The organism is Mycobacterium asiaticum (assembly GCF_001673635.1).
Taxonomy (GTDB): domain Bacteria; phylum Actinomycetota; class Actinomycetes; order Mycobacteriales; family Mycobacteriaceae; genus Mycobacterium; species Mycobacterium asiaticum_C.
Window position 1 is genome coordinate 14,425 of sequence record NZ_LZMH01000010.1, and the last position, 20,734, is coordinate 35,158.

10 protein-coding genes and 2 pseudogenes are annotated in these 20,734 nt (G+C 65.7%); 5 read left to right on the forward strand and 7 right to left on the reverse strand.

Annotated elements, in window-relative coordinates; all coding sequences use genetic code 11:
• Window positions 1-3: 3 nt before the first annotated feature.
• The 3 genes and pseudogenes from arfC to arfA form a co-directional block, all read right to left on the reverse strand.
• Window positions 4-117, reverse strand: a pseudogene (arfC, locus tag A5645_RS29370) (channel accessory protein ArfC); the annotation flags it as partial.
• On the reverse strand, window positions 90-1,436 hold the full coding sequence (locus tag A5645_RS28030; RefSeq protein ID WP_065128396.1) for a hypothetical protein: 1,347 nt from the start codon (window positions 1,434-1,436) through the stop codon (window positions 90-92). The gene A5645_RS28030 and the pseudogene arfC, both read right to left, overlap by 28 nt.
• A 10-nt stretch (window positions 1,437-1,446) precedes the next feature.
• Window positions 1,447-2,406: a channel-forming protein ArfA/OmpATb gene (arfA, locus tag A5645_RS02715; protein ID WP_081288119.1), complete on the reverse strand. Its 960-nt coding sequence runs from the start codon at window positions 2,404-2,406 to the stop codon at window positions 1,447-1,449.
• Window positions 2,407-2,557: 151 nt separating this feature from the next.
• Here arfA and A5645_RS02720 point away from each other — a divergent pair, with 151 nt between their 5' ends.
• Entirely contained in the window at window positions 2,558-2,821 is a 264-nt protein-coding gene (locus A5645_RS02720; RefSeq protein ID WP_065038381.1) for a DUF2630 family protein, read from the forward strand.
• 20 nt (window positions 2,822-2,841) lie between these two features.
• Entirely contained in the window at window positions 2,842-4,407 is a 1,566-nt protein-coding gene (locus tag A5645_RS02725; RefSeq protein ID WP_065128457.1) for a phytoene desaturase family protein, read from the forward strand.
• 49 nt (window positions 4,408-4,456) lie between these two features.
• On the opposite strand, the gene A5645_RS02730 is transcribed toward A5645_RS02725, so the two are convergent.
• Window positions 4,457-5,749, reverse strand: a complete 1,293-nt coding sequence (locus tag A5645_RS02730) for a citrate synthase (RefSeq protein ID WP_065038382.1) — start codon at window positions 5,747-5,749, stop codon at window positions 4,457-4,459.
• 408 nt (window positions 5,750-6,157) lie between these two features.
• On the opposite strand from A5645_RS02730, the gene A5645_RS02735 reads away from it, so the two are divergent.
• The gene (locus A5645_RS02735) at window positions 6,158-7,630 is read left to right on the forward strand and encodes a PE family protein (protein WP_065128398.1); all 1,473 of its coding nucleotides are present in this window, start codon (window positions 6,158-6,160) and stop codon (window positions 7,628-7,630) included.
• A 78-nt stretch (window positions 7,631-7,708) separates the two neighbouring features.
• Here the strand turns inward: A5645_RS02735 and A5645_RS02740 are convergent, their stop codons facing one another.
• Together A5645_RS02740 and A5645_RS02745 are read right to left on the reverse strand one after the other, a co-directional pair.
• Window positions 7,709-10,348, reverse strand: coding sequence for a helix-turn-helix transcriptional regulator (locus A5645_RS02740; protein WP_065128399.1), 2,640 nt, complete (start codon window positions 10,346-10,348; stop codon window positions 7,709-7,711).
• 63 nt (window positions 10,349-10,411) lie between these two features.
• Entirely contained in the window at window positions 10,412-10,909 is a 498-nt protein-coding gene (locus A5645_RS02745; RefSeq protein ID WP_065128400.1) for a PE family protein, read from the reverse strand.
• A gap of 217 nt (window positions 10,910-11,126) precedes the next feature.
• Between A5645_RS02745 and A5645_RS29375 the strand changes: the two are divergent.
• Window positions 11,127-15,572 (forward strand): annotated as a pseudogene (locus A5645_RS29375) (ATP-binding protein); the annotation flags it as partial.
• Between the two features lie 2,282 nt (window positions 15,573-17,854).
• A complete protein-coding gene (locus tag A5645_RS29380) occupies window positions 17,855-19,462 on the forward strand; it encodes a hypothetical protein (RefSeq protein ID WP_065128403.1) in 1,608 nt (535 codons plus the stop codon).
• Here A5645_RS29380 and A5645_RS02765 read toward each other — a convergent pair.
• The gene (locus A5645_RS02765) at window positions 19,428-20,696 is read right to left on the reverse strand and encodes an MFS transporter (RefSeq protein WP_065128404.1); all 1,269 of its coding nucleotides are present in this window, start codon (window positions 20,694-20,696) and stop codon (window positions 19,428-19,430) included. The genes A5645_RS29380 and A5645_RS02765 overlap by 35 nt on opposite strands.
• Between the last annotated feature and the right edge of the window lie 38 nt (window positions 20,697-20,734).

The following is a 20,734-nucleotide window of genomic DNA, read 5'->3' on the forward strand; positions in this document are numbered from 1 at the left end:
CTCCGCATTAGCGGGTCGGCTCAGCGTGAACGTCAACACCATTCCCAGCGCGAAGGACAGGGCGGCCAGCCACCAATGCACGTGGGCGCTCACCTTCGCACCCCGATCCCCGGCCATTGTGATGGCGGTCCGGGCCACTGCGGCCGTACCAGCTGGGGCTCGGGCTCCGGGATGGGCTCTGGTTCGGGCTCGGGCTCGGGCTCGGGCTCGGGCTCCGGTTCCGGCTCGACGGCCTCGGGCTCTGGTTCAGGCTCGGGTTCAGGCTCCGGCCTGGCCGCCGCGTGCTCGGGCTCGGGCTGATCCGCGATCGGATCGAATCCGTGCCATTGCGACGGCGGGCCGGGCCACTGGGGTTGCGGCAGGTCCGGCACAACCTCGTCCTCCCCCGCCTCCGCAACCTCCGTTAGCTCTGCCGACGCAGGCTCCGGCTCCGGTTCGGGCTCCGGCTCCGGTTCGGGCTCCGGCTCGGGCGCGGGTGCAGGGTCGGGGATCTGCTCGACCTCGGGCTCGGCGCTGCCGAGATCGAAACCATGCCACTGCGCCGGAGCACCGGGCCACTGGGGCTGCGACGCATCAGCCACCGGCTCGTCCTGGGCCACTGGGGGCTCGGCAGCCTCGGGCTCGACGACGAGCTCGGCGGCCACCGGCTCGGGCTCAATCTCGGGCTCGAGCTTGGGCTCGGGCTCAATCTCGAGCTCGGGCTCGGCGTCGCCAGCAGGCGCGGTCTCGGCTTCGGGTCGCCCAAGATCGAAGCCATGCCACTGAGCCGGAGCACCGGGCCATTGGGGCTCTGACGCGTCAGCCACCGGCTCATCCTCAGCCAATGGTGACTCGGCAAACTCCGGCTCGACTTCGAGCTCACCGGCCGCCGGCTCGGGTTCCGGTTCGGGTTCGGGCTCCGGTTCCGGCTGCGGCTCGGCGGCCACAGGGTCGGGCTCGGCTTCGGGCTCTGGCTGCGCCTCGGCGACCACCAGCTCTGGCTCCGGCTCCGGTTCCGGCTCATCCTCCTCAACGGGCACAACCTCCGGCTCCGGGTCGGCCACCGGCTCTGGTTCGGCCTCTTCAGCGGGCACGACCTTCGGCTCCGCTTCCGCCTGGAGCTCGACGGCCGCCGGTTCAGCTTCGGGCTCAGGCTCTGGCTCGGCCGCCACCGGCTCCGTCAACCCCTGCTCAGACTCCACAACGTCGGGCGCGGTCTCAGACCACTGCGCTGCAGACACCGGCCAGTGCGGTACCTCCGCTTCCGGCTCATCCGCACCCAGCTCGGGAGGGGGCTCCGAAACCTTCAGCTCGGACGCGGGCGACTCGACCGCAGCCAGAGCGGTTCTGTCAGCCCGGCCGTCGACCCTCCGCTTCAGCGCGACGATCCCGTAGGCAGTGGCCGACCCGGCCACGAACGCGGCCAGGTACACCACCCACTGGATCACGAAACCCATGCCCGTCCCCCTAGCTGACCACGATCTCGACGCGGCGGTTCTTGGCGCGACCCTCGACCGTGTCGTTGCTGGCGATCGGGTTGGCAGATCCGAGACCCTTGGCGACGACGTGGTCGCGAGCCACACCGTTGGCGATGAGGTATTCGGCGACCGAGGTTGCTCGCTGGGTAGTGAGTGGCATGTTCATGGCTTCGCTGCTGCTGTTGTCGGAGTACCCGTTGATGGATACCCGCGCGTTGGGGCATGCCTTCAGCTTGTCGGCCACCTTGATCAGGATTTGCTTGTCTTGGGGGGTCAGGGCCACCCCGTCGTTGCCGAAGGCGAGTGGCCCTCCCGTCATGGCGTTGATCGCGGCCTGCAGGTCGTTGCAGGAGGCGGCCGCCGGCGCGGCGGAGGGCGGAGCGCCGGGCGTGATCTGTGCCCGCATGGCGATTTTGCTGTTCACAGCCAGGTCCGGCCAGGCGCTGACCGCCGCGTGCTCAACCGCGGTCTTCTGATCCGGCGAGGGAGCGGTGCCGGTCAAGGTGACGGTGTCCTGCTCGACTCGAAGCGTGAAGTCGGGGATCGGCGCTCCGGCAGCAAAGACGGGTTCTGCGGCGGCGAAATCAAGCGCGCGCACCAGGGGATCGATGCGGATCTGGTCGACGACGACGACGCCTTGCGTCGTCATCGCCCGGAGCGATTTCATCAGCGCCGCCTTGGCGGCCTCGTTGGGGAAGTCACCGATCAACGTGAGGGTGTTGCCGTTGCGGCTGATCGACAGCAGCGATAACGGCCGCATCGCGGCGCTGGGGCCAGCCGTGGGACTCGCCAAAGTCGGCAGGTTACCGGTCGGTTCGTTCACCCCGGTGGGCCGCTCGTAGGCGCCATAGCCGATCATCGCGATCAGGAACGGGATCACCGCCGCCGCGATCAACCAGGTACGGGCGGTCTGCTGTCGATCATTCGCCGGTGCCGGTGGCCCGCTCATTTGCTCGGCAGCGGGCGCGGGTGGTTCCTCCACACCAACATCTGCCCCCACCGTCGCTCCTCACTCTTTGACGCGTTGTTGCGCTTCCAGGCGATATGCAGCCTACCGAGTCCGGGCAGGTGTCCTGGTGATTGTCGGGCACACTGGAGCAATGGGTGACGGCAGGAAATCAGCAGACAACGAGACCTTTGCGCACATCCAGGACCTGGTTGCCCAGGAGAAGGCGCTGCGGGCGGCCCTGCAGGACGGCGAGATCAGTGAGTCTGAAGAACACCAGCAACTGCGCCGCATCGAGGTCGAGCTCGACCAGTGCTGGGACTTGCTGCGGCAGCGACGGGCCCTGCGGGAAACCGGCGGCGACCCGAGTGACGCGGCCGTGCGGCCGGCCGACGAGGTCGAGGGCTACCTCAACTGACGCAGGTCGATCACGACGTGATCGTCGTGGGCGGCGGTCACAACGGCCTGGTCGCTGCCGCTTATTTGGCCCGCGCGGGCCTTCGGGTCCGGTTACTCGAGCGCCTGGGACACATCGGCGGGGCCACGGTCTCGACGCCGCTGTTCGCGGGCGTGGACGTGCGTCTGTCGCGCTATTCGTATCTGGTCAGCCTGCTGCCGTCGCGCATCCTGGCCGACCTGGGAGCCCCGGTGCGTTTGCTGCAGCGGAGCTACTCGTCCTACACCCCCAATCCCGTAACCGCCGGGCGCACCGGCCTGCTGATCGGTGCTTCGAACACATTCGCCGCAGTCGAGGCCGCGCCCGACGAGCAGGGCTTCACCGCGTTCTACCGGCGCTGCCAATCGGTGACCCGTCCGCTGTGGCCCACGCTGCTCGAACCGCTGCGCAGCCGCGAACAGGCGCGTCGACTCGTGGTGGCCAACGCAGATCCGGACGCGGCTGCCGCCTGGCATGCCATGGTCGAGGAGCCGATCGGGCACGCGATCACCAGCGCCGTGCGCAACGACCTGGTTCGCGGGGTAATCGCCACCGATGCGCTGATCGGCACCTTCGCTCGCCTGGACGAGCCGTCACTGATACAGAACAGATGCTTCCTGTACCACGTGCTCGGCGGCGGCACCGGCGACTGGAATGTGCCCGTCGGCGGGATGGGAGCGGTCTCCTCGGCGCTGGCAGCCGCCGCAATCCGACAGGGCGCCGAGATCATCACGGACGCAGACGTTTTCGGCGTCACCCCCGACGGCGAGGTGCGCTACCGCAGCGGGGGTGACGAGCGCCTGGTCCGCGGCCGGTTCGTCCTCGCCGGCGTGGGGCCCGCAGTGCTGGCCGACTTGCTGGGCGAGCCGCCGCCCACGGTGGCCCCCGGCGCCCAGATCAAGGTCAACATGGTGCTGCGCCGGCTCCCCCGCCTCCGGGATGGCAATGTCCGTCCGGAACAAGCGTTCGGCGGGACGTTCCACGTCAACCAGACCTGGTCCCAGCTCGACGCCGGCTACACGCAAGCGGGGGCCGGGCGCATCCCGAATCCGATGCCGTGCGAGGCGTACTGCCACTCACTCACCGACCCGAGCATCGTCGGCGTGCAGGCAGCGGGTGTGCAGACCATGACGGTGTTCGGTTTGCACGCCCCGCACTCCGTATTCGGCACCGCGGATCCCGCCGACTTGCGTCAACGATTCACCGACATGGTGTTTGAGTCGCTGAATTCCGTTCTGGCCGAACCTATTCAAGATGTGCTACTGACCGACGCGGACGGCCGTCCCTGCCGGGAGACGACGACCACCCTGGACCTCGAACGCACGCTGCGGATGACGGCGGGCAACATCTTTCATGGTGCGCTCGCCTGGCCGTTTGTTGACGACGATGAGCCGCTGGACACACCGGCGCGTCAGTGGGGAGTCGCCACTGAGCACCCGCGGATCATGCTGTGCGGCTCCGCCGCCCGCCGCGGGGGCGGCGTGTCGGGCGTCGGCGGCCACAACGCCGCGATGGCGGTGCTCGCCACCCTGCGCGAGCAGACGCAAAAGCCCCCGGATCGGGTCTGATCCAGGGGCTTTTGCGTCTGCTCGCGGAAGGAATCTCGCGTCGGGAAAGTTAGCGACCGTCGATGCCGACGTAATCGCGCTCGGTGTAGCCGGTGTAGATCTGGCGCGGACGGCCGATCTTGCTGTCGCCCTCGTCGTGCATTTCGCGCCAGTGCGCGATCCAGCCCGGCAACCGGCCCAGCGCGAACAGGACGGTGAACATCCGCACCGGGAAGCCCAGCGCCCGGTAGATCAGACCGGTGTAGAAGTCGACGTTCGGGTAGAGCTTGCGCTCCACGAAGTAGTCGTCGGTCAGCGCCGCCTCTTCGAGCTGCTTGGCGATGTCCAGCAGCGGGTCGCCGCCCAGCTTGGCCAGGATCTTGTCGGCCTGTTCTTTGACGATGCGGGCGCGCGGATCGTAGTTCTTGTAGACGCGGTGGCCGAAGCCCATCAGCTTGACGCCCTCTTCGCGGTTCTTCACCTTGCGGACGAATTCGCCGACGTCGTCGCCGCTCTCGCGGATCTGCTCGAGCATTTCCAGCACCGCCTGGTTGGCGCCGCCGTGCAGCGGCCCCCACAGCGCGTTGATGCCGCCGGAGATCGAAGTGAACAGGTTCGCACGCGATGAGCCCACCAGGCGCACGGTGGAGGTCGAACAGTTCTGCTCGTGGTCGGCGTGCAGGATGAACAGCATGTCCAGCGCACGCACCACTTCCGGGTCGGGCTGGTAGGGCTCGGCCGGGAAACCGAACGTCATCCGCAGGAAGTTCTCCACCAGCGAAAGCGAGTTGTCGGGGTAGAGGAACGGCTGGCCGACGGACTTCTTGTATGCGTACGCGGCGATGGTCGGCAGCTTGGCGAGCAGCCGGATGGTCGACAGCTCGACCTGGTTGTTGTCCATCGGGTCCAGGGCGTCCTGGTAGTACGCCGAAAGGGCGTTGACCACACTGGACAGCACCGGCATCGGGTGGGCGTTGCGCGGGAAGCCGTCGAAGAACCGCTTGAGGTCCTCGTGCAGCATGGTGTGGCGCTGGATCCGGCCGGTGAACTCGGCAAGCTGGTCGGTGGTGGGCAGCTCGCCATAGATCAGCAGGTAACTGACCTCGATGAAGGTTGACTTCTCCGCAAGCTGGTCGATCGGGTAGCCGCGGTAGCGCAGAATGCCCGCATCACCGTCGATGTAGGTGATGGCACTCTTGCACGCCGCGGTGTTGACGAAGCCGTTGTCGAAGGTGGTGTGCCCCGTCTTCGACAGCAGCGGACCGAGCGCAATGCCGTCGGCACCTTCGGTGGCGTGCGTGATCTGCAGGTCGATCTCGCCCCCCGGGTACTTCAGAGTTGCGGTGTCGTCGGTGTCGCCCACGAGAACCCCTTTGCGCTCAGGCTTGATATGGCTGCCCGCCCTAGGTGCGACAGAGGTGCACTAGGTACGTATAGGTGAAGGTAGTCGTTATTGCGACGGCGTGCCTGCGCGGGGTCAGGTCTGCGTGCCCGCCGGGCGACCGAGGAGCCGTTACTGGGGTTAACGCACTGGTCATCAGCCTATCCTCGACCGATTGGGGCGGTCGGGACTTCCTCGATCCCGGTAGCCAGGGATGACGCCGTGTGGGGCAGCGGCCCGCCGGGCTGATTGAACGGCGACGAAGTGATGGCGCTGTTGGCGACGGCGTCGGCCGGCACTCGATTAAGTAGTTCGCTACTTACACAAGCGACGCCGCCACGCGTGAGGCTGATTACGCGATGTTCAGCCACCTTGATAGCGGGGGTACTCATGTCCTACCTGATCGCGGCACCGGAGTTGATCAGCGCCGCGGCATCGAATTTGGCGATGCTTGAAGCGGCGATCGCGGCAGCTAGTACCGCAGTCACCGCTCCTACCACGGCAGTGCTGGCCGCTGGGGGCGACGAGGTGTCGGCGGCCATCGCCGCGTTGTTCTCCACGCACGGCAGGGTCTACCAGGTGCTGAGTGCCCAGGCGGCTGCTTTCCACCAACAGTTCGTGCGGGCTTTGGTTGCGGGCGTGGATTCCTACATCGGCGCCGACGCTGCCGCCGCACGATCTCTGCCCGCCGCCAGCCTGCAGGAGACGCTGATGAATCTCGGCCTCGGGAACAGGGGCACGATGAATCTCGGCGGCGGAAACAACGGCAGCGGCAACGTGGGCAACGGGAACATCGGCAATCGGAATTTCGGGGGTGGGAATGCCGGCGACGGAAACGTCGGCAGCGGAAATACCGGCAGCGGCAACGTTGGTTCAGGCAACTACGGCAGCGGCAACATCGGCTTCGGGAACATCGGCAACGGTGCCTTTCAACCGGGCAATAACAATGTCGGCATAGGTAACACCGGTAACGACAACGTCGGGCTCGGCAACACCGGCATCGGCAACCGTGGCGGTGGAAATTCGGGGAGTTTCAACACCGGGGCGGGCAATACCGGCAATGGGAATTTCGGCTTCGGGAACACTGGGAACAACAACATCGGAATCGGGCTCACCGGCAACAACCAGGTGGGCGTGAACCTGCTCGGCCTGCTGAACTCGGGTGATGGCAACATCGGTTTCGGGAACTCCGGGACCAACAATGTCGGCCTCTTCAACTCGGGCACTGGGAATGTCGGCATCTTCAACAGCGGAGTGCACCCCGCGGAACTCCCCGGGATGCACAATAACTTCGGCATCGGCAATTCCGGAGTGGGCAATTTCGGCATCGGCAATGCGGGTGTACTCAACACCGGCGCCGGGAATTCCGGTTCGGTCAACACCGGTTTCGCAAACTCGGGCAGTTACAACACCGGCACGGGTAACGCCGGCTATGTCAACTCCGGTTCCTGGAATGCGGGCTACTACAACACCGGGGACGGCAACTCGGGCGACACAAACACCGGCTGGTGGAACTCAGGCAGCACAAACACCGCGATCGGCTCGTCGACGGATACCGGGCTGGCCAACTCGGGCTTCAACAATTCGGGAAACAAGGTCTCGGGCATCGGGAACACCGGAGAGCAAATATCCGGCCTCTTCAATACCGCCAAAGGCGGCGGGGTGATCAACCACGCCGTCTCGGGAATCTCCAACCTGGCCGTCGGCGGCTCGGGCCTCAACGGTCGCGTCTCGGGCTTCTTCAACACCACCGTCACGGCGCCGATCCTTGGCCAACCAATCGGCTATTACAGTGCGTTCGCCTCAGGGTTCCTGAACATGGCCTCCGGCGTGGCCGGTCTGTTCAACATCGGGCGCCTTTAATCGTCAGAATCGGCCGAGGAGCAATGGTTTTCCACGGCTGCAGTGGCGTTCAATGAATGTGTCTCGGCCGCACCGAACTCAACGACCGACCGTGAGGCCATCGCGGGACGCCCCACGGCGCGGTAGCAGCGCAGCCAACTCTTCGCGAGTCGTTGTTCCGGTCTTTGCCATCGCCCGATAGATGTGGCTTTCCACGGTGCGAACGGACAGAGTGAGCCGCTCAGCGACGGCGCGGTTGGACAGCCCCTCCCCGAGCAGCATGACAATCTCGCGTTCGCGATCCGTGAACGGCACGGGCTCACTGACCTGGCGTAGCGCCGGAGTCGTGATCCCTCCGCATTGCTCGGCCAGCACTCCGGCACGGGTTGCGCATCCCAGGGCCGACCCCCGTAAACCCTGGGAGCGATACACAGTGGCGGCGTGGGCGGCGGCATCAAGGGCCGCGACTATATCGCCCATCGACTCGAATGCCGTTGAGATCTCGTTCAATTGAGCGCCATCACCGTCGGCCAAAGCAGCTGAAAAGCGCGCCGCGAGACCAGCGCGCGGTCCTTCCACGACTCGCTCGAGCTCCCGTAACCTGGCCGTCCCGGACCGGTCACCGAACTGCGCAGCGGTCTGTAGGCACAGCACCTCGGCAGCGAATTGCCCCTTCGCGCGGGCATTTTCAGCGCCGACGGACAAATTCGCGATGGCTTGGCTGACGGCACCCCGTCCAGCGCACACCCACGCCCGGGCCAAAGTCCGTTCATAAGCCAGCGAGCGGAACGGGCGTTGCTGCTCGTCGATGGCATCCAGGATGTCGGTTGCCTCGGCCAGGGAGCCGCGCATTCCGAGCGCCATCGCAAGCGAGATCTGATAGCGGTACCCCCAACCCAGGGCATGCGTAGCGGACAGACCCACCGCTGTCTGTTGGAGCCACTCGCTCGCGGAGTTCAGCTGCCCGCCGGCCAGGGCAGCGCGACCGGCGACCGCAGCGCCGAGCAATTGAGCCGCCCCTGGCAGGTCGGCCGCCTGGCGACGCACCTCCTCGGCGACATCGAAGACCTCGGCAATACGCCCGGACAGCATGAGCGCGGTGACGTGTGAATCGGCGATGTTGAAACCCATGTGCGGCGGATCAAGTGAGCGCGCGACCGCGCGATACCCCGACTCCGCCACCGCGACGGCGTCCGTGGTGCGTCCGGCATCGGCGGCGATGGTGGCAAGTACCCAGGCGATCTCGGCGCCGACGACGGCGGGAAGTTCTTCCAGGACGAGGCTTTTCGACGCTTGCTCCGCGCGCTCCGGCTGATCGGTGGCGAACCAGTAGATGGTGAGAAACGCGTCGACGTAGCGACGGCCCTGCGGCGCGGTGATGTGCGATGCCTCGTCGATGATCACTTTGGCGCCCGTGGGATCGCCGAGTGCCCACAGCAGGTTGCTGGCCCGAAGGAACGCAAGCTGGGCACGCTCGGTCTCCGTCAACATTCCTTGGTCCAGCGCAGCCAGTACTGAGTCGGCTTCGTCCCCCCGGCCCGACCACGACAGTGCATGTGCGCGTATGAAACTCGCCTCGACTCCCGCTCCCGCCCGAACCGCCGCATCGGCAAGACGATCCGCAAGTGGGAGGTTCGCCAGCCACACGGCGCCGTGTGCCGCCCTCACCATAAGTTCCGCGTCCGCGTTCAAATCGGAGTCCAGCATCAGCGTCGCGCGTCGCACTACGAGGTGGATGTCGTCAAGATCGTGGCCGGCAGCGAGTTCGGCAGCGATCAGTCCACGCAACCGGCGCAGGCGGGTGGGTGCGGCGCGCCGTCGCCGCACCTCGCCGTACAGCGGATGCGCCAGGCGCACTTGGACACCACCGTCTGATGGCTCGAGGGTGATCAGGGCACGCGTGTCGGCCTCCTCGATAGCCGCCGGCTCGGCGAGACGTCTCAGACAACCCAATTCGACGGGTTCCGCCACTGCCACCGCGTCGACGACGTCGCTCAGCGCTGTGGGCAGGGCTCCGATACGACACTCGATCAGCTCGACTAGGCCCGGAGGCATTTCGGGATCGCCGATCCACCGCCAATATCCATGGCGCTGCGCGAGTCGGCCGTCGGCGACTGCCTGTTCGACGATGTTCCGCAGGTACAACGTATTGCCCCGAGTGAGTTCCCAAAGCCGTTGGTTTGCACTGGGTTCCACTGGCCCGGCTAAGGCGGCCGAAAGCAGGGCCCCGGATTGGTCGAGGGTCAGCGGTTGCAGGTCTAGCCGGTCGAATTCGCCACGGGTCCATATCTCCTGTGCTGCAGTAGAGATGGGGTCGCCATCGCGGGCGGTGAGTATCACCTTCGTCCCGCCTCGCTGCACGATCTGGTGCAAGACAAAGATCGACAAGTCGTCGAGCAGCTGCACGTCGTCAACGGCCAGCACCACGCTGACACCGGGAGGGGCGGCGGTCACCGCGTCGATCACTCCGCGCAGCAGCGGCAGGGTGCCGCTCACCCCCGCTGGCGCCCACTCGGTGAAAGCCCCCAGCGGTATCGCGCGCGCGGTCGATGTACCGACCACCCAACGGCCTTCGCAGCCCCGGGCGACCGCCGCCGCTAAAGCGTCCCGGGCGATCCGGCTCTTACCCACACCGGCTACACCGAAAATAACGACCCCGGCAACGTCCGAAGCCGCGAGCGCAGCCTCGATGATCTTGATTTCCTTCGAGCGGCCCACCAGTGGCCACGACAAGCGCACGTCCGCAGCGTACTGGCGATCAGCTCACGTGCTGGGCATATCGCAGGAAACGATCAAAGGGCGCTACCCAGGAATCATCCCGATGGCCTCCAAAACGATTGCTGCGAATAGCGCATGCCCGAGCGCACCAAGCAAAGCCAGAAGTATGGGGGCATAGACGTAGGTTCGCAGGGGGCCGGGTACGAACGTTATCCAGGATTCTGACCAGACCAAGTACGCGGTCAATGCGTTGAGAATGGCGTTTTGCCCCTGCTGAAAAAACGCCTCGAAGCCCTGCAGCAACGCGCCGTTGACACTTTCGGCGCTGGCATAGGTCATCGCGCTTGTACTCAGAGTTTGAGCGAATTGCTCCTGATACGCTGCGGCCTGCCGCGCCGTCGCGAAATAGTCCTGGGCGTGGCCGGAGAACAGGTGCGCGATGTTCACCGACACCTCGTCGGCGGCCGCCGGTGCAACTGTAAGAGTCATCGGCGCCGTTGCGAGATGGGCCGCGTCGACCGTATCCGCCAGAGTTTCCAGATCCGCTACCGCGGCGACCACCACATCGGGCACAACTTTCACGTGAGACACATTCGTCCCCTCCCCGCTGTCCAGGCGAAACCGGCAAGTAGCTCGCCGGCACCTTGAGGGTGGCCCGAATCTCGGGATGAGACTGCAGTAAGTGCCTACGTAATCCGATCCGATTTCGCTATGGCCGGGATTATGGCACTTTTACTCGACCTTGACTGTGCGTTGAATCTTTTCCCCGACGATTGCGGACGTGGTTACCCTTCAAGACGTGGAACTGGGGGTTTTGGGACCTCTCCAAGTTCGGCAACGCGGCGCGCCCGTTTCAATACCGGGCGCCAAGCCGCGGGCCCTCCTCACCATGCTCGGCCTGCACGGCGGCTCGGTGGTTTCGGCTGAATCGCTCGCCGAGATGCTCTGGGGTGAAAATCCCCCACGCACCGCCGCGAAGGCCCTGCAGACGCACATCTCCCTGTTGCGCCGCATCTTGGGCGACGGCTTCGTGTTAACCGAAGGGGCGGGATGGATCCTTTTGGGCAGCGAGATCGACGCCGTACGGCACCGAGCGGCCGCACGCAAGGGACGCGAGGCCGTCGCCGCCGGTGACATCCGGCAAGCGGTTACCCACTTCGATGAAGCCGTGGCGCTGTGGCGCGCAATCCCGGAACTGCCCGATAGCCCACGGGGAACGGCCGAGAAGACGCGATGGATCGAGGCCCACGCCGCACTGGTGGAGGACCGTGCCGATGCGCTGCTCGCGACCGGCCGTGCCGCGGAGATCGTCGGCGAGCTCGAGGCCGCGGTGGCGGAAGCACCGCTGCGCGAGAGGCGTTGGGCACATCTGATGTTGGCGCTGTACCGGGCCGGGCGGCAGGGCGAAGCACTAGGCGCCTTCCAGAGAGCGCGCGCGTTGCTGGCCGATGAGTTGGGAGTCGACCCCGGGCCCAACCTCCGGCGCCTCGAAGCTGCGATCGTTGCTCAGGATCCCGCCCTGGAGATCCTCGCGACGCAGCACTCTTCAGCGGTGCCGCGGACGGTGACGTTCCTGCTGACCGACATCGAAGGGTCAACCGCTGCCTGGGAGGCACAACCCGACGCGATGGCACTAGCACTGGCCCGACACGACGAACTGGTCGAACAAGTCGTCACCGCACGCGGCGGACGTTTGATCAAGACGCGCGGCGAGGGCGATGCCACGTTCTCAGTGTTCGACCGCCCATCAGCGGCGGCAGCCGCCGCGATCGAACTGCAGGAAGCTATCGCCCACGAGCCGTGGGCGCTGGCCGAGCCCCTGCGGATCCGGGTGGCATTGCACACCGGAGAAGTCGAACTCCGCGACGGCGACTACTTCGGTCGGGCGGTCAACCGCGCCGCCCGACTGCGGTCGCTGGCGGTAGGTGGGCAGATTCTGTGCTCGGGTGCCAGCGCGGAACTCGTCGTCGACTCACTGCCAGAGGACGTGGCGCTAACCGACCTCGGCATGCGCCAGCTACGCAATCTGGCGCGACCGGAGCACGTTTTCGAACTTCGGCTGGACCTCGATCGCTGCGAGGAAACCATTTCCGACGCGCCGATAGAGCGGCCCGCCCTGCCACCCGTGTTGATCGGACCCGGGCCATTCGTCGGCCGCGGTCCGGAACTGGAACACCTAGTTTCCGCTGGGCAGATTGCTGGTGCGCATGCGGTCCTCATCGCTGGCGAACCGGGCGTCGGCAAGACACGCCTGGCCGGCGAATGGTCCCAACGGGCCTACGCCCAGGGCGCGACCGTGCTCTACGGCCGGTGCGACTAGGACCTCGGCGCGCCCTATCAACCCTTCGCGGAATCCCTGCGTGCCCTGGTGCCGTGCGTCGGCGCGGACCGGCTGCGAGGGTTGCGCGGCGTGGAAGCACTCCTGCCGTTGGTCCCCGGATTGCCGGACGTCGTACCGGATTTGGCCTCGCCTGCCCGCGCCGATCCCGACACCGAACGCTACGCGTTGTTCGACGCGGTCGTCGCGCTGCTCGAAATCGCCTCCGCCGCTTCGCAGGTCGTTCTGGTTCTTGATGACCTGCATTGGGCGGCCAAACCGACGCTGCTCCTCTTGCGGCATCTGCTGCGCTTCGGCGACCGCACCCGGGTGCAGGTCGTCGGTACCTACCGCAGCACTGATCTGGATCGCTCCCACCCACTGGCGGCGATGCTGGCTGATTTGCACCGTGACGGTACGGCCGACCGCGTGCACCTCAACGGACTCGACGCAGACGATGTGACCGCGTACGTCACCGAGGCCGGCTACGACGACGAAGAACTGGCGCATGCGTTGGCTTCGGTTACGGGCGGAAACCCGTTCTTTTTGATCGAGGCCCTGCGCCACGTCGATGAAAGCGGCGGTGTGTGGGATCAGAGCACCCTACCGCAGGGTGTGCGAGAGGCGGTGAGCCGCAGGCTCTCTCGGCTTTCCCCGGAGGCCAACACGGCCCTGTCCGCGGCTGCGGTCGTCGGCAGCCGCTTCGGGCTGCAACTGGTCGAAGAGGTGATCGGCAGCGACCTCGTCGACGCGTTCGACGAGGCCCGCCAAGCCGGACTGGTGCTCGAAGAGCACGGTGGCCGTTACCGATTCAACCACGCTATCGTCCGTCAGTCGCTGTTGGCCGAGCTCGCGTCGGTACGCCGGATGCGGCTACACCAGCGGATCGCCACGACGCTGGAGGCCTTGCCTGGCGCGCAGGACGAGCTACTGGCGGAACTCGCGCACCACTACTTCGAATGCGCCTGGGCCGGCAACGCGGCCAAGGCCGTCGAGCACTGTCGTCGCGCCGCGGACCAGGCGATGGCCCGCCTGGCCTATGAGGGCGCGGCCGACCTGTACGACCGTGCTCTGCACGCGCTGGAAGAGCTCGACGATGAGTTGTCCGATCGGGCGGATCACGCCACGGCATTGCTTGTCGCCCGCTGCGAGGCGCTGCTCGCCGCGGGTGACGTGACGTCGGCCGCCGGAGCCGTCACCCAATTGCACCGGGCAACGATCAATTCGGCCCGACTGCGCGCATGGGCGACGTGTTTCGATGGCCAGCTGTCAATGCTGATTCACCCTGATCGACTCGACGAAATCGAGGTAGCGCTGAGTACGGCCGCCGAGGAACTCGCCGACTTGGATGATGCCGCCGGCGAAGCCAAGGCGCACACCGTCCGCGCCGGATGTCTTGCCCGCCTTGGCCGTATCGGTGACTGTGAGGCGGCACTGGATGAGGCGTTGACGGCGGCGCGGCGTGCACGTGACCACCGCCGGGTGAACGCCGTCCTTGCCAATGCGCCACTGGCGGCGCTCTGGGGACCGAACCCGGTGCCGCGCGCCGGTGGGCGGTGCCTCGATGTCGTACGGCTGCTGCGGATCACGACCGACTCACCCTCGGTAGAGGCCACCTCGACGCGATGTCAGGCCGTGCTGGAGGCCTTCCGTGGTCGCGCGCCCGCGGCCCGGCGGATGATCGATTCGGCCAGGCGCACGGTCACCGAGCTCGGCCTGCGTCACGCGCTGCTCGAGGTCGAGCAGTTCGCAGGCATCGTCGAGCTCGTCGCCGACAATGCCGCCGGCGCCGAGCCGCACCTTCGTCAGGCCTACAACGGTTTCCGGCGAATGCACCTCGACGCGGACACCGCCGAGACGGCGGCGCTGCTCGGACGGACCTGCCTGATGCTCGATCGCGACGCCGAGGCGGACGAATTATGCGCCGAGAGTGAACGTCTCGCGGGTCACGCACTGAAGCCCTCGATCGCATGGCGCACCCTGCGCGGACACCTATTGTCACGCCGTCACGAACACGATGAGGCCCGACGGGTCGCCAAGGACGCGGTCCGCCTCGCCGAACGCACCGACTTGCTCGTCGACCACGCCGACGCATGTCTTGGCCTGGCAACGGTTCTGGACGCCGCCGGTGATGCCGTGGCGGCACGTGCCGCCGGAGCCCAAGCGGCGAGCCTGTACGAACAGAAGGGGGCCGCTGTACTGGCCGAGATGGCCCGCGCGGTTATCGGCGAACGTGCCTTCAGACCGTCAATGACACTGCCGGAACCGCCGAGCGAAGCCTTGGAGAACGCGTGCGTGCAGGTGGGCAAACGCCTCGCGGCTGCGATCCAGTACGAAGACTGGGACGAGTTCGAACGGCTCTTCGCGCCGGGGGTATACGTCGAAAGTCGCCGCAAGATTGTGCGATTCACGCAGGCCGACCTCCCGGCGGCGAACTGGACCGACGTACAGAGACGCATGCTCGAGCGGGGCGCCATACGATTCGACCACCTGGTATTGGCTGTGCGCGGTGAGCGGCTGGCGCTCGCTCGCCTGACGGCGAGGAGTACTGACATCAGCCCCGGAGCACCGACGGACGAATTCCTGTTGGTCTACGGCATCAATAAGGACGGCCGGTTGGCGCTGCAAGTGTCATTCGACCTCGCGGACATCGACGCCGCATACGCCGAACTCGATGCCGCACAAAGCCGTTTCGGGGAGCCTCAGCCGTACAAGCTCGAGAACGCAGCGAGCGTCGTAAGCCGACGCGTCGCGTCGTATTTCGTCGCCGGCGACTGGGCCGCCGTCGCCGAGGCGCTGGCCGACGACATCATCCAGGATGACCGCCGGAAGGTGGTGGGCTCGGGACGTCGACGGGGCCGCAACGCCGTGATGACCGAAATCTCGGTAGTGGCCAGAGCTGGCGTCAAGAGCATGGTTCCCGACACGATGGCGGTCCGCGGAGGAAGGCTCGCCATGAACCGCGTCCAATCCTCGTTCCGCGACGGAGATACAGATGCTTTCGGCATCGATGTGCTGGACGTCGTCGAAGTCGATGCCGCCGAACGAGTCACGGCACGTGTGGTGTTCGACCTTGAGGATTTCGATGCCGCAGTCACCGAACTCGATCGCCGGTACCTGTCCGGCGAAGCCGCCGCCCACGCACACACGTGGGCCGTGATCATTGCCGGTCCCGCCGCGCTCAACCGGGGCGAGACACCTGCGACCATGACAGACTGCGTCAGCGTCGACCACCGCCGGGGTGCGGCGACCTTCGCGCCCGGCGACCTGATCCCGTTCCTCCGCGATGCGGTGAACCACGACCGCAACGTCCGGATCTACCTGGAGACGGTACATCGACTCAGTGGGCGAGGAGCGGTGTGCACCCATGTGGCACAGAGCGTTTCGTCGCAGGGTTTCAACGCCGAGTGGCGCAGCGTCGATCTGCAGCTCGTCGATGGCGACCGCGTCAAGCGCTTCGAGATCTTCGATGAGGCAGAACTCGACGTCGCGCTTGCCATTTTCGATCAGCTCGGGCATCAGTCGCTGCGACTTCACAATGCGGCAAGCCTGGCGGTTGCCCGCTTCTTCGCGCTTTTCCGGCATCGCGATTGGGCCGCGATCGCCGAGATGCTGACCGAGGACAGCTTCATCGACGATCGTCATGACCTCATGAATTCCGGCTTGTGGGTGGGCCGCGATCCCGTGATCGCGAACCTGAAGGCTTTCACGGAGGAAGCGCCGACGACCACGGACGTGATTGCCACCCGCGGGGAACGCCTCGTTCTCACCCGGATCTGTTCTCCCAACCGCGATCCGCGGCAGGGAGGGTTCAGCGTTGAGATGCTCCTCGTGGCCGAAATCGGCGCAGACGGGGGTATTGCGGCGCAGGTAGCGTTCAATCCCGACGACTTCGCCGCGGCTTTGGAAGAACTGGAAGCCCGGTACCTGGCCGGCGAGGCGGCACCGTACGCCGACACCTGGCGGGTCATCGTGGGAAGTTATGCATCTATCGGGCTCGACGAACTCCCCTGTCTGGCAGCCGATCTTGTAGCGGTTGACCATCGCCGGGTGACAGCGTTCGCGCCCGGCGAGATGGTCACGTACATGCGCGCCGGGTGGGATCTAGATCAGCATGTTCGACCCTACGTCGAGACCGTGCACCGGCTGAGCAATCTCGGCGCGGTGGTCGGCTATACAGCCCAGGGAACTTCGCACGACGGCTTCGAGGGCGAGTGGCGGGGAGTCGTCGTTTCAACGGTCGACGGCGAAATGGTGAATCGTTTCGAGCTATTCGACGAGGCAGACCTCGACATCGCTCTGAAGAGATTCGACGAACTGCATCCATGTCGGCCGCAGAACCTGGCAACCCGAGCTGCCAAGCGCTACTTGCAACACATTGCGACAGGCGACTTGGCTGCCATCGCGGAAATCATGACCGACGACATCTCTACCGATGACCAACGCCGTGTCGTAGGCGCTGGCGTCCGACAAGGTAAGTACGCCTTATTCGCTGACATGCGGGCCACACGAATGCCCGCCATGGACGTGACGTCGACCGTCATTGCAACGCGCGGGACACGGCTGGCCCTCTTGCGCGCCACCTACTCAGGCCGCAGTTCCGGGACGGAGACATTTTCGTCAGACGTACTGGGAATCTTCGAACTCAACTCCAATGAACAACTTGTTGCAGCGGTTTCATTTGACCTCGACCACATCGACGCCGCGTTCACCGAACTCGATGCCCGCTACCTCGCGGGTGAAGCCGCCTTGCACGCGCACACCTGGTCGCTCACCACGAATTGCATCGCCGCGCTGAGGCGACACGTGTTGCCATCCACTACGCGAGACTTCACGAGCCTTGACCAACGGCACGGCACCACGTTCGCGCCCGGTGAATTGATCAGCTATCTCCAGTCCGCGTTGAACCTGATGCCTGAGCTCACGTTCTACATCGAGGCCGTGCATCGACTAACGGACTTCGGAGTGGTCCTCACGTATGCAGCGCAAGGACTTCGCGGGAGGGTTTCGACGCCGAGTGGCGGTCCCTCGCCGTCCTCACATTCGACGGTGATCTACTCGGCCACGCAGAGGTCTTCGACGACAACGACATCGGGGCCGCTCTCGCGCGGCTCGACGAATTGCACTTCCCGACAAGGCGGCTGGACAATGCCGCCAGCCGGTTGGCCGAGCGGTTCCGCACCAGCTTCGTTACCCGTGACTGGGCTGCCATGACCGACCTGCTGGACGAAGACATCCGCACCGACGATCGCCGTCAGGTGGTAGGAGCTGGAGGCGAGCGAGGTCGAGATGTGGTGATGCGGCAGATGATGTCTGGATATACCGACCTCGGCAATGGACAGGAATCGGCCGACGTCGCCATTACCGATATGGCCTCCACGGTTATCGCAGCCCGCGGAGATCATCTCGCCCTGAGCCGATCTCGAATGTCGGGCCAGGATCAAGGACCCGGCGCCTTCCACACCGATCTACTGCACATCGTCCAGAGCAACGACGACAACCAGATCACCGCGCTCGCAATATTCGATATCGACGACATCGGCGCCGCCCTAGCGGAACTCGACGCCCGTTACCTGGCCGGCGAGGCGGCGGCTCACGCGCAAACGTGGTTGGTGATCGCTCGGGCATATGCCAATCTCAACCGGCGTGAAATCCCCGTGGTGGCAACCGACTGCTTAGAGGTCGACCATCGCTCACTCAGCATGATCGGGCCCCATGACCTCACGTCATACTTGCAAGCCACGTTTGAGCAATTGACGGATACCACCGTCTACGTAGAGGCCGTTCACCAACTGACCGACATCGGTGCGGTGATAACTCATATTGCCAAAGGGACTTCGCGCGATGGCTTCGATGGCGAGTGGCGGATGCTTGTCGTCTTTACTGTCAACAACGGCCTGATCGCTAGCTGCGAAATGTTCGACGAAACTGACCTCGACACAGCGCTAGCCCGTCTCGCGCGGTTGCAGCCGCAGACACCGCAACTGCAGAACGCGGCAAGTCGGGCGAATGACCGCCTCGCAGCATATTTCGCCGCTCGCGACTGGCCCGCGGCGGCACAGATGATGACCGAAAACATCCGGATGGAGGATCGCCAGCGGGTGGTGAATTCCGGGATCCGGCAGGGTCGTGACACAGCGATCGCGGACATGCAAGCGACCGCGGACCTCGGGACAAGGATTGTCACGACGACCGTCCTTGCCACCCGAGGGCAGCGCCTCATCCTCGGGCGAGCACGCTACACAGGCCGCGATACGGGAACGGACGAGTTCTTCACCGAGGTGCTCGGCGTCTTGGAGATCGACGCGGACGAGCGGGTCGTGGCGGTAGTCACCTTCAGCCCCGACGACATGGACGCCGCGTTCGAAGAGCTGGACGCGCGCTACCTGGCAGGCGAAGCTGCCGCCCACGCGCACGCATGGTCAGTCATCGCCCGCTTGTACGCCGGATTCAACCGACACGAATTGCCCGCAATGACACCGGGCTGGACCTACATCGACCATCGGCGAGTCGTCAGCATCGAAGAGCACGACTTGCCCGCATCCATCAATGCCCTCTGGGAGCAGATGCCCGAAATCAGCATCCATATGGAAGCCGTGCACCGGCTGAACGACTCGGGGGCGGTCGTCACTCACACCGCGCGGGGCACGGACGGTGACGGCTCCGACGTCGAGTGGCGGGCAATCAACGTCTACACCGTCATCGACGAGATGATCAGCCGCAACGAGATGTTCGACGAACCAGACCTCGGCGCAGCGCTCGCCCGCTTCGACGAGCTCACCGCTAGGCAGGCGAGCCCGGTCCCCGATAACGGATGAAAGCCGGCGCAATGAGCGCCGCCACCACCTCCCCGATCACGACCAGCACTCCACCACCGGCCGCGGCCGCCGAGGTACCCACGACGGCAGCGGCGGCACCGTGCAATGTGTCGGCCAGCCGCGGACCGCCGCCGACCACCACGGCAAATACGCCTTGCAACCGTCCGATGACATCGTCGGAGGCTGCCGTCTGCAAGATCGTGGACCGGAACGCAGCGGACACCATGTCCGCTGCACCACCAAATGCCAAGAACGCCAATGCAATCCACAATATTGGGCCCGCGCGACCGTGCGCCATGCCGCTGACCAGTCCAAAACCCACCATCGCCAGACCCCACGCCACGATCGCGACGACGATGGTCAGACCCTGCCGCCGAATTCTGGGGAGCCACCCGGAGAACACCCCGCCGGCTACCGCGCCGACGGCAATGGCCGCCGACAACAGCGCCATCGCCGAGCCACCTTCGATCGGACCACCGAAGCTCTGATGCGCCATCTGGGGGAACAACGCCCGCGGCATGCCCAGAATCATCGCGATTAGATCGACGACGAACGACATCAACACCACCGTGTTGCCGGCCAGGTAGCGGAAGCCCTCCAGCACCGCACCAATCCCCCACCGCCTGCCCTCGTCGGACTCCACAGCAGGCATCGGTGTCAGCCGCACGGTCGCCCAGATCGGCAACAGGCACGTCAGCGCGTCGAGCAGGTACAACGTGGACAGGTCCACCCAGTTCAGCAGCACCCCGGCCAGCAAGGGGCCGGCGATCGCACCGAACTGGCCCACGGTCATGTTCAGCGCGTTAGCGGCCGGCAGTTGTTCGCCGGGCACCATGCGCGGGATCGCCGCGGAGCGCGCGGGTGAGTTGACGGCGAAGAACGCCTGCTGAACCGCCAGCAGGCAGAGCACCACCCACACGTCGTTCACCTTCAGCACGGCCTGCAACCACAACAGCAGGGACGCCAGCGCCAGCCCGCAGGAGGCGATGATCAACAACGTCCGCCGATCCATGGCGTCCGCCCAGGCGCCACCCAGCAGGCCGAACACCACCAGCGGAAGCAGCGAGAACAACCCCGCCAGACCGACATAGCCCGAGTTCTGGGTCAGCGCGTAGATCTGCACGGGAACCGCGAAGATCGTCAGATTGGCACCGATGACGGTCGGAATGCCGGCGATCCAGAGCCTGCGGAAATCGGGTGTGCGCAGCGGAGTGGTATCCGCGAAGAGAGACATCCCCGACGAGGGTAGTGGCCGCCGGTGCGGACCGAGGG

Coding starts and splice junctions, on each gene's coding strand:
- A5645_RS28030 (WP_065128396.1), bottom strand. CDS start 1,436: ATGGGTTTCGTGATCCAGTGGGTGGTGTACCTGGCCGCGTTCGTGGCC.
- arfA (WP_081288119.1), bottom strand. CDS start 2,406: ATGAGCGGGCCACCGGCACCGGCGAATGATCGACAGCAGACCGCCCGT.
- A5645_RS02720 (WP_065038381.1), top strand. CDS start 2,558: ATGGGTGACGGCAGGAAATCAGCAGACAACGAGACCTTTGCGCACATC.
- A5645_RS02735 (WP_065128398.1), top strand. CDS start 6,158: ATGTCCTACCTGATCGCGGCACCGGAGTTGATCAGCGCCGCGGCATCG.
- A5645_RS29380 (WP_065128403.1), top strand. CDS start 17,855: ATGACCGACCTGCTGGACGAAGACATCCGCACCGACGATCGCCGTCAG.
- A5645_RS02765 (WP_065128404.1), bottom strand. CDS start 20,696: ATGTCTCTCTTCGCGGATACCACTCCGCTGCGCACACCCGATTTCCGC.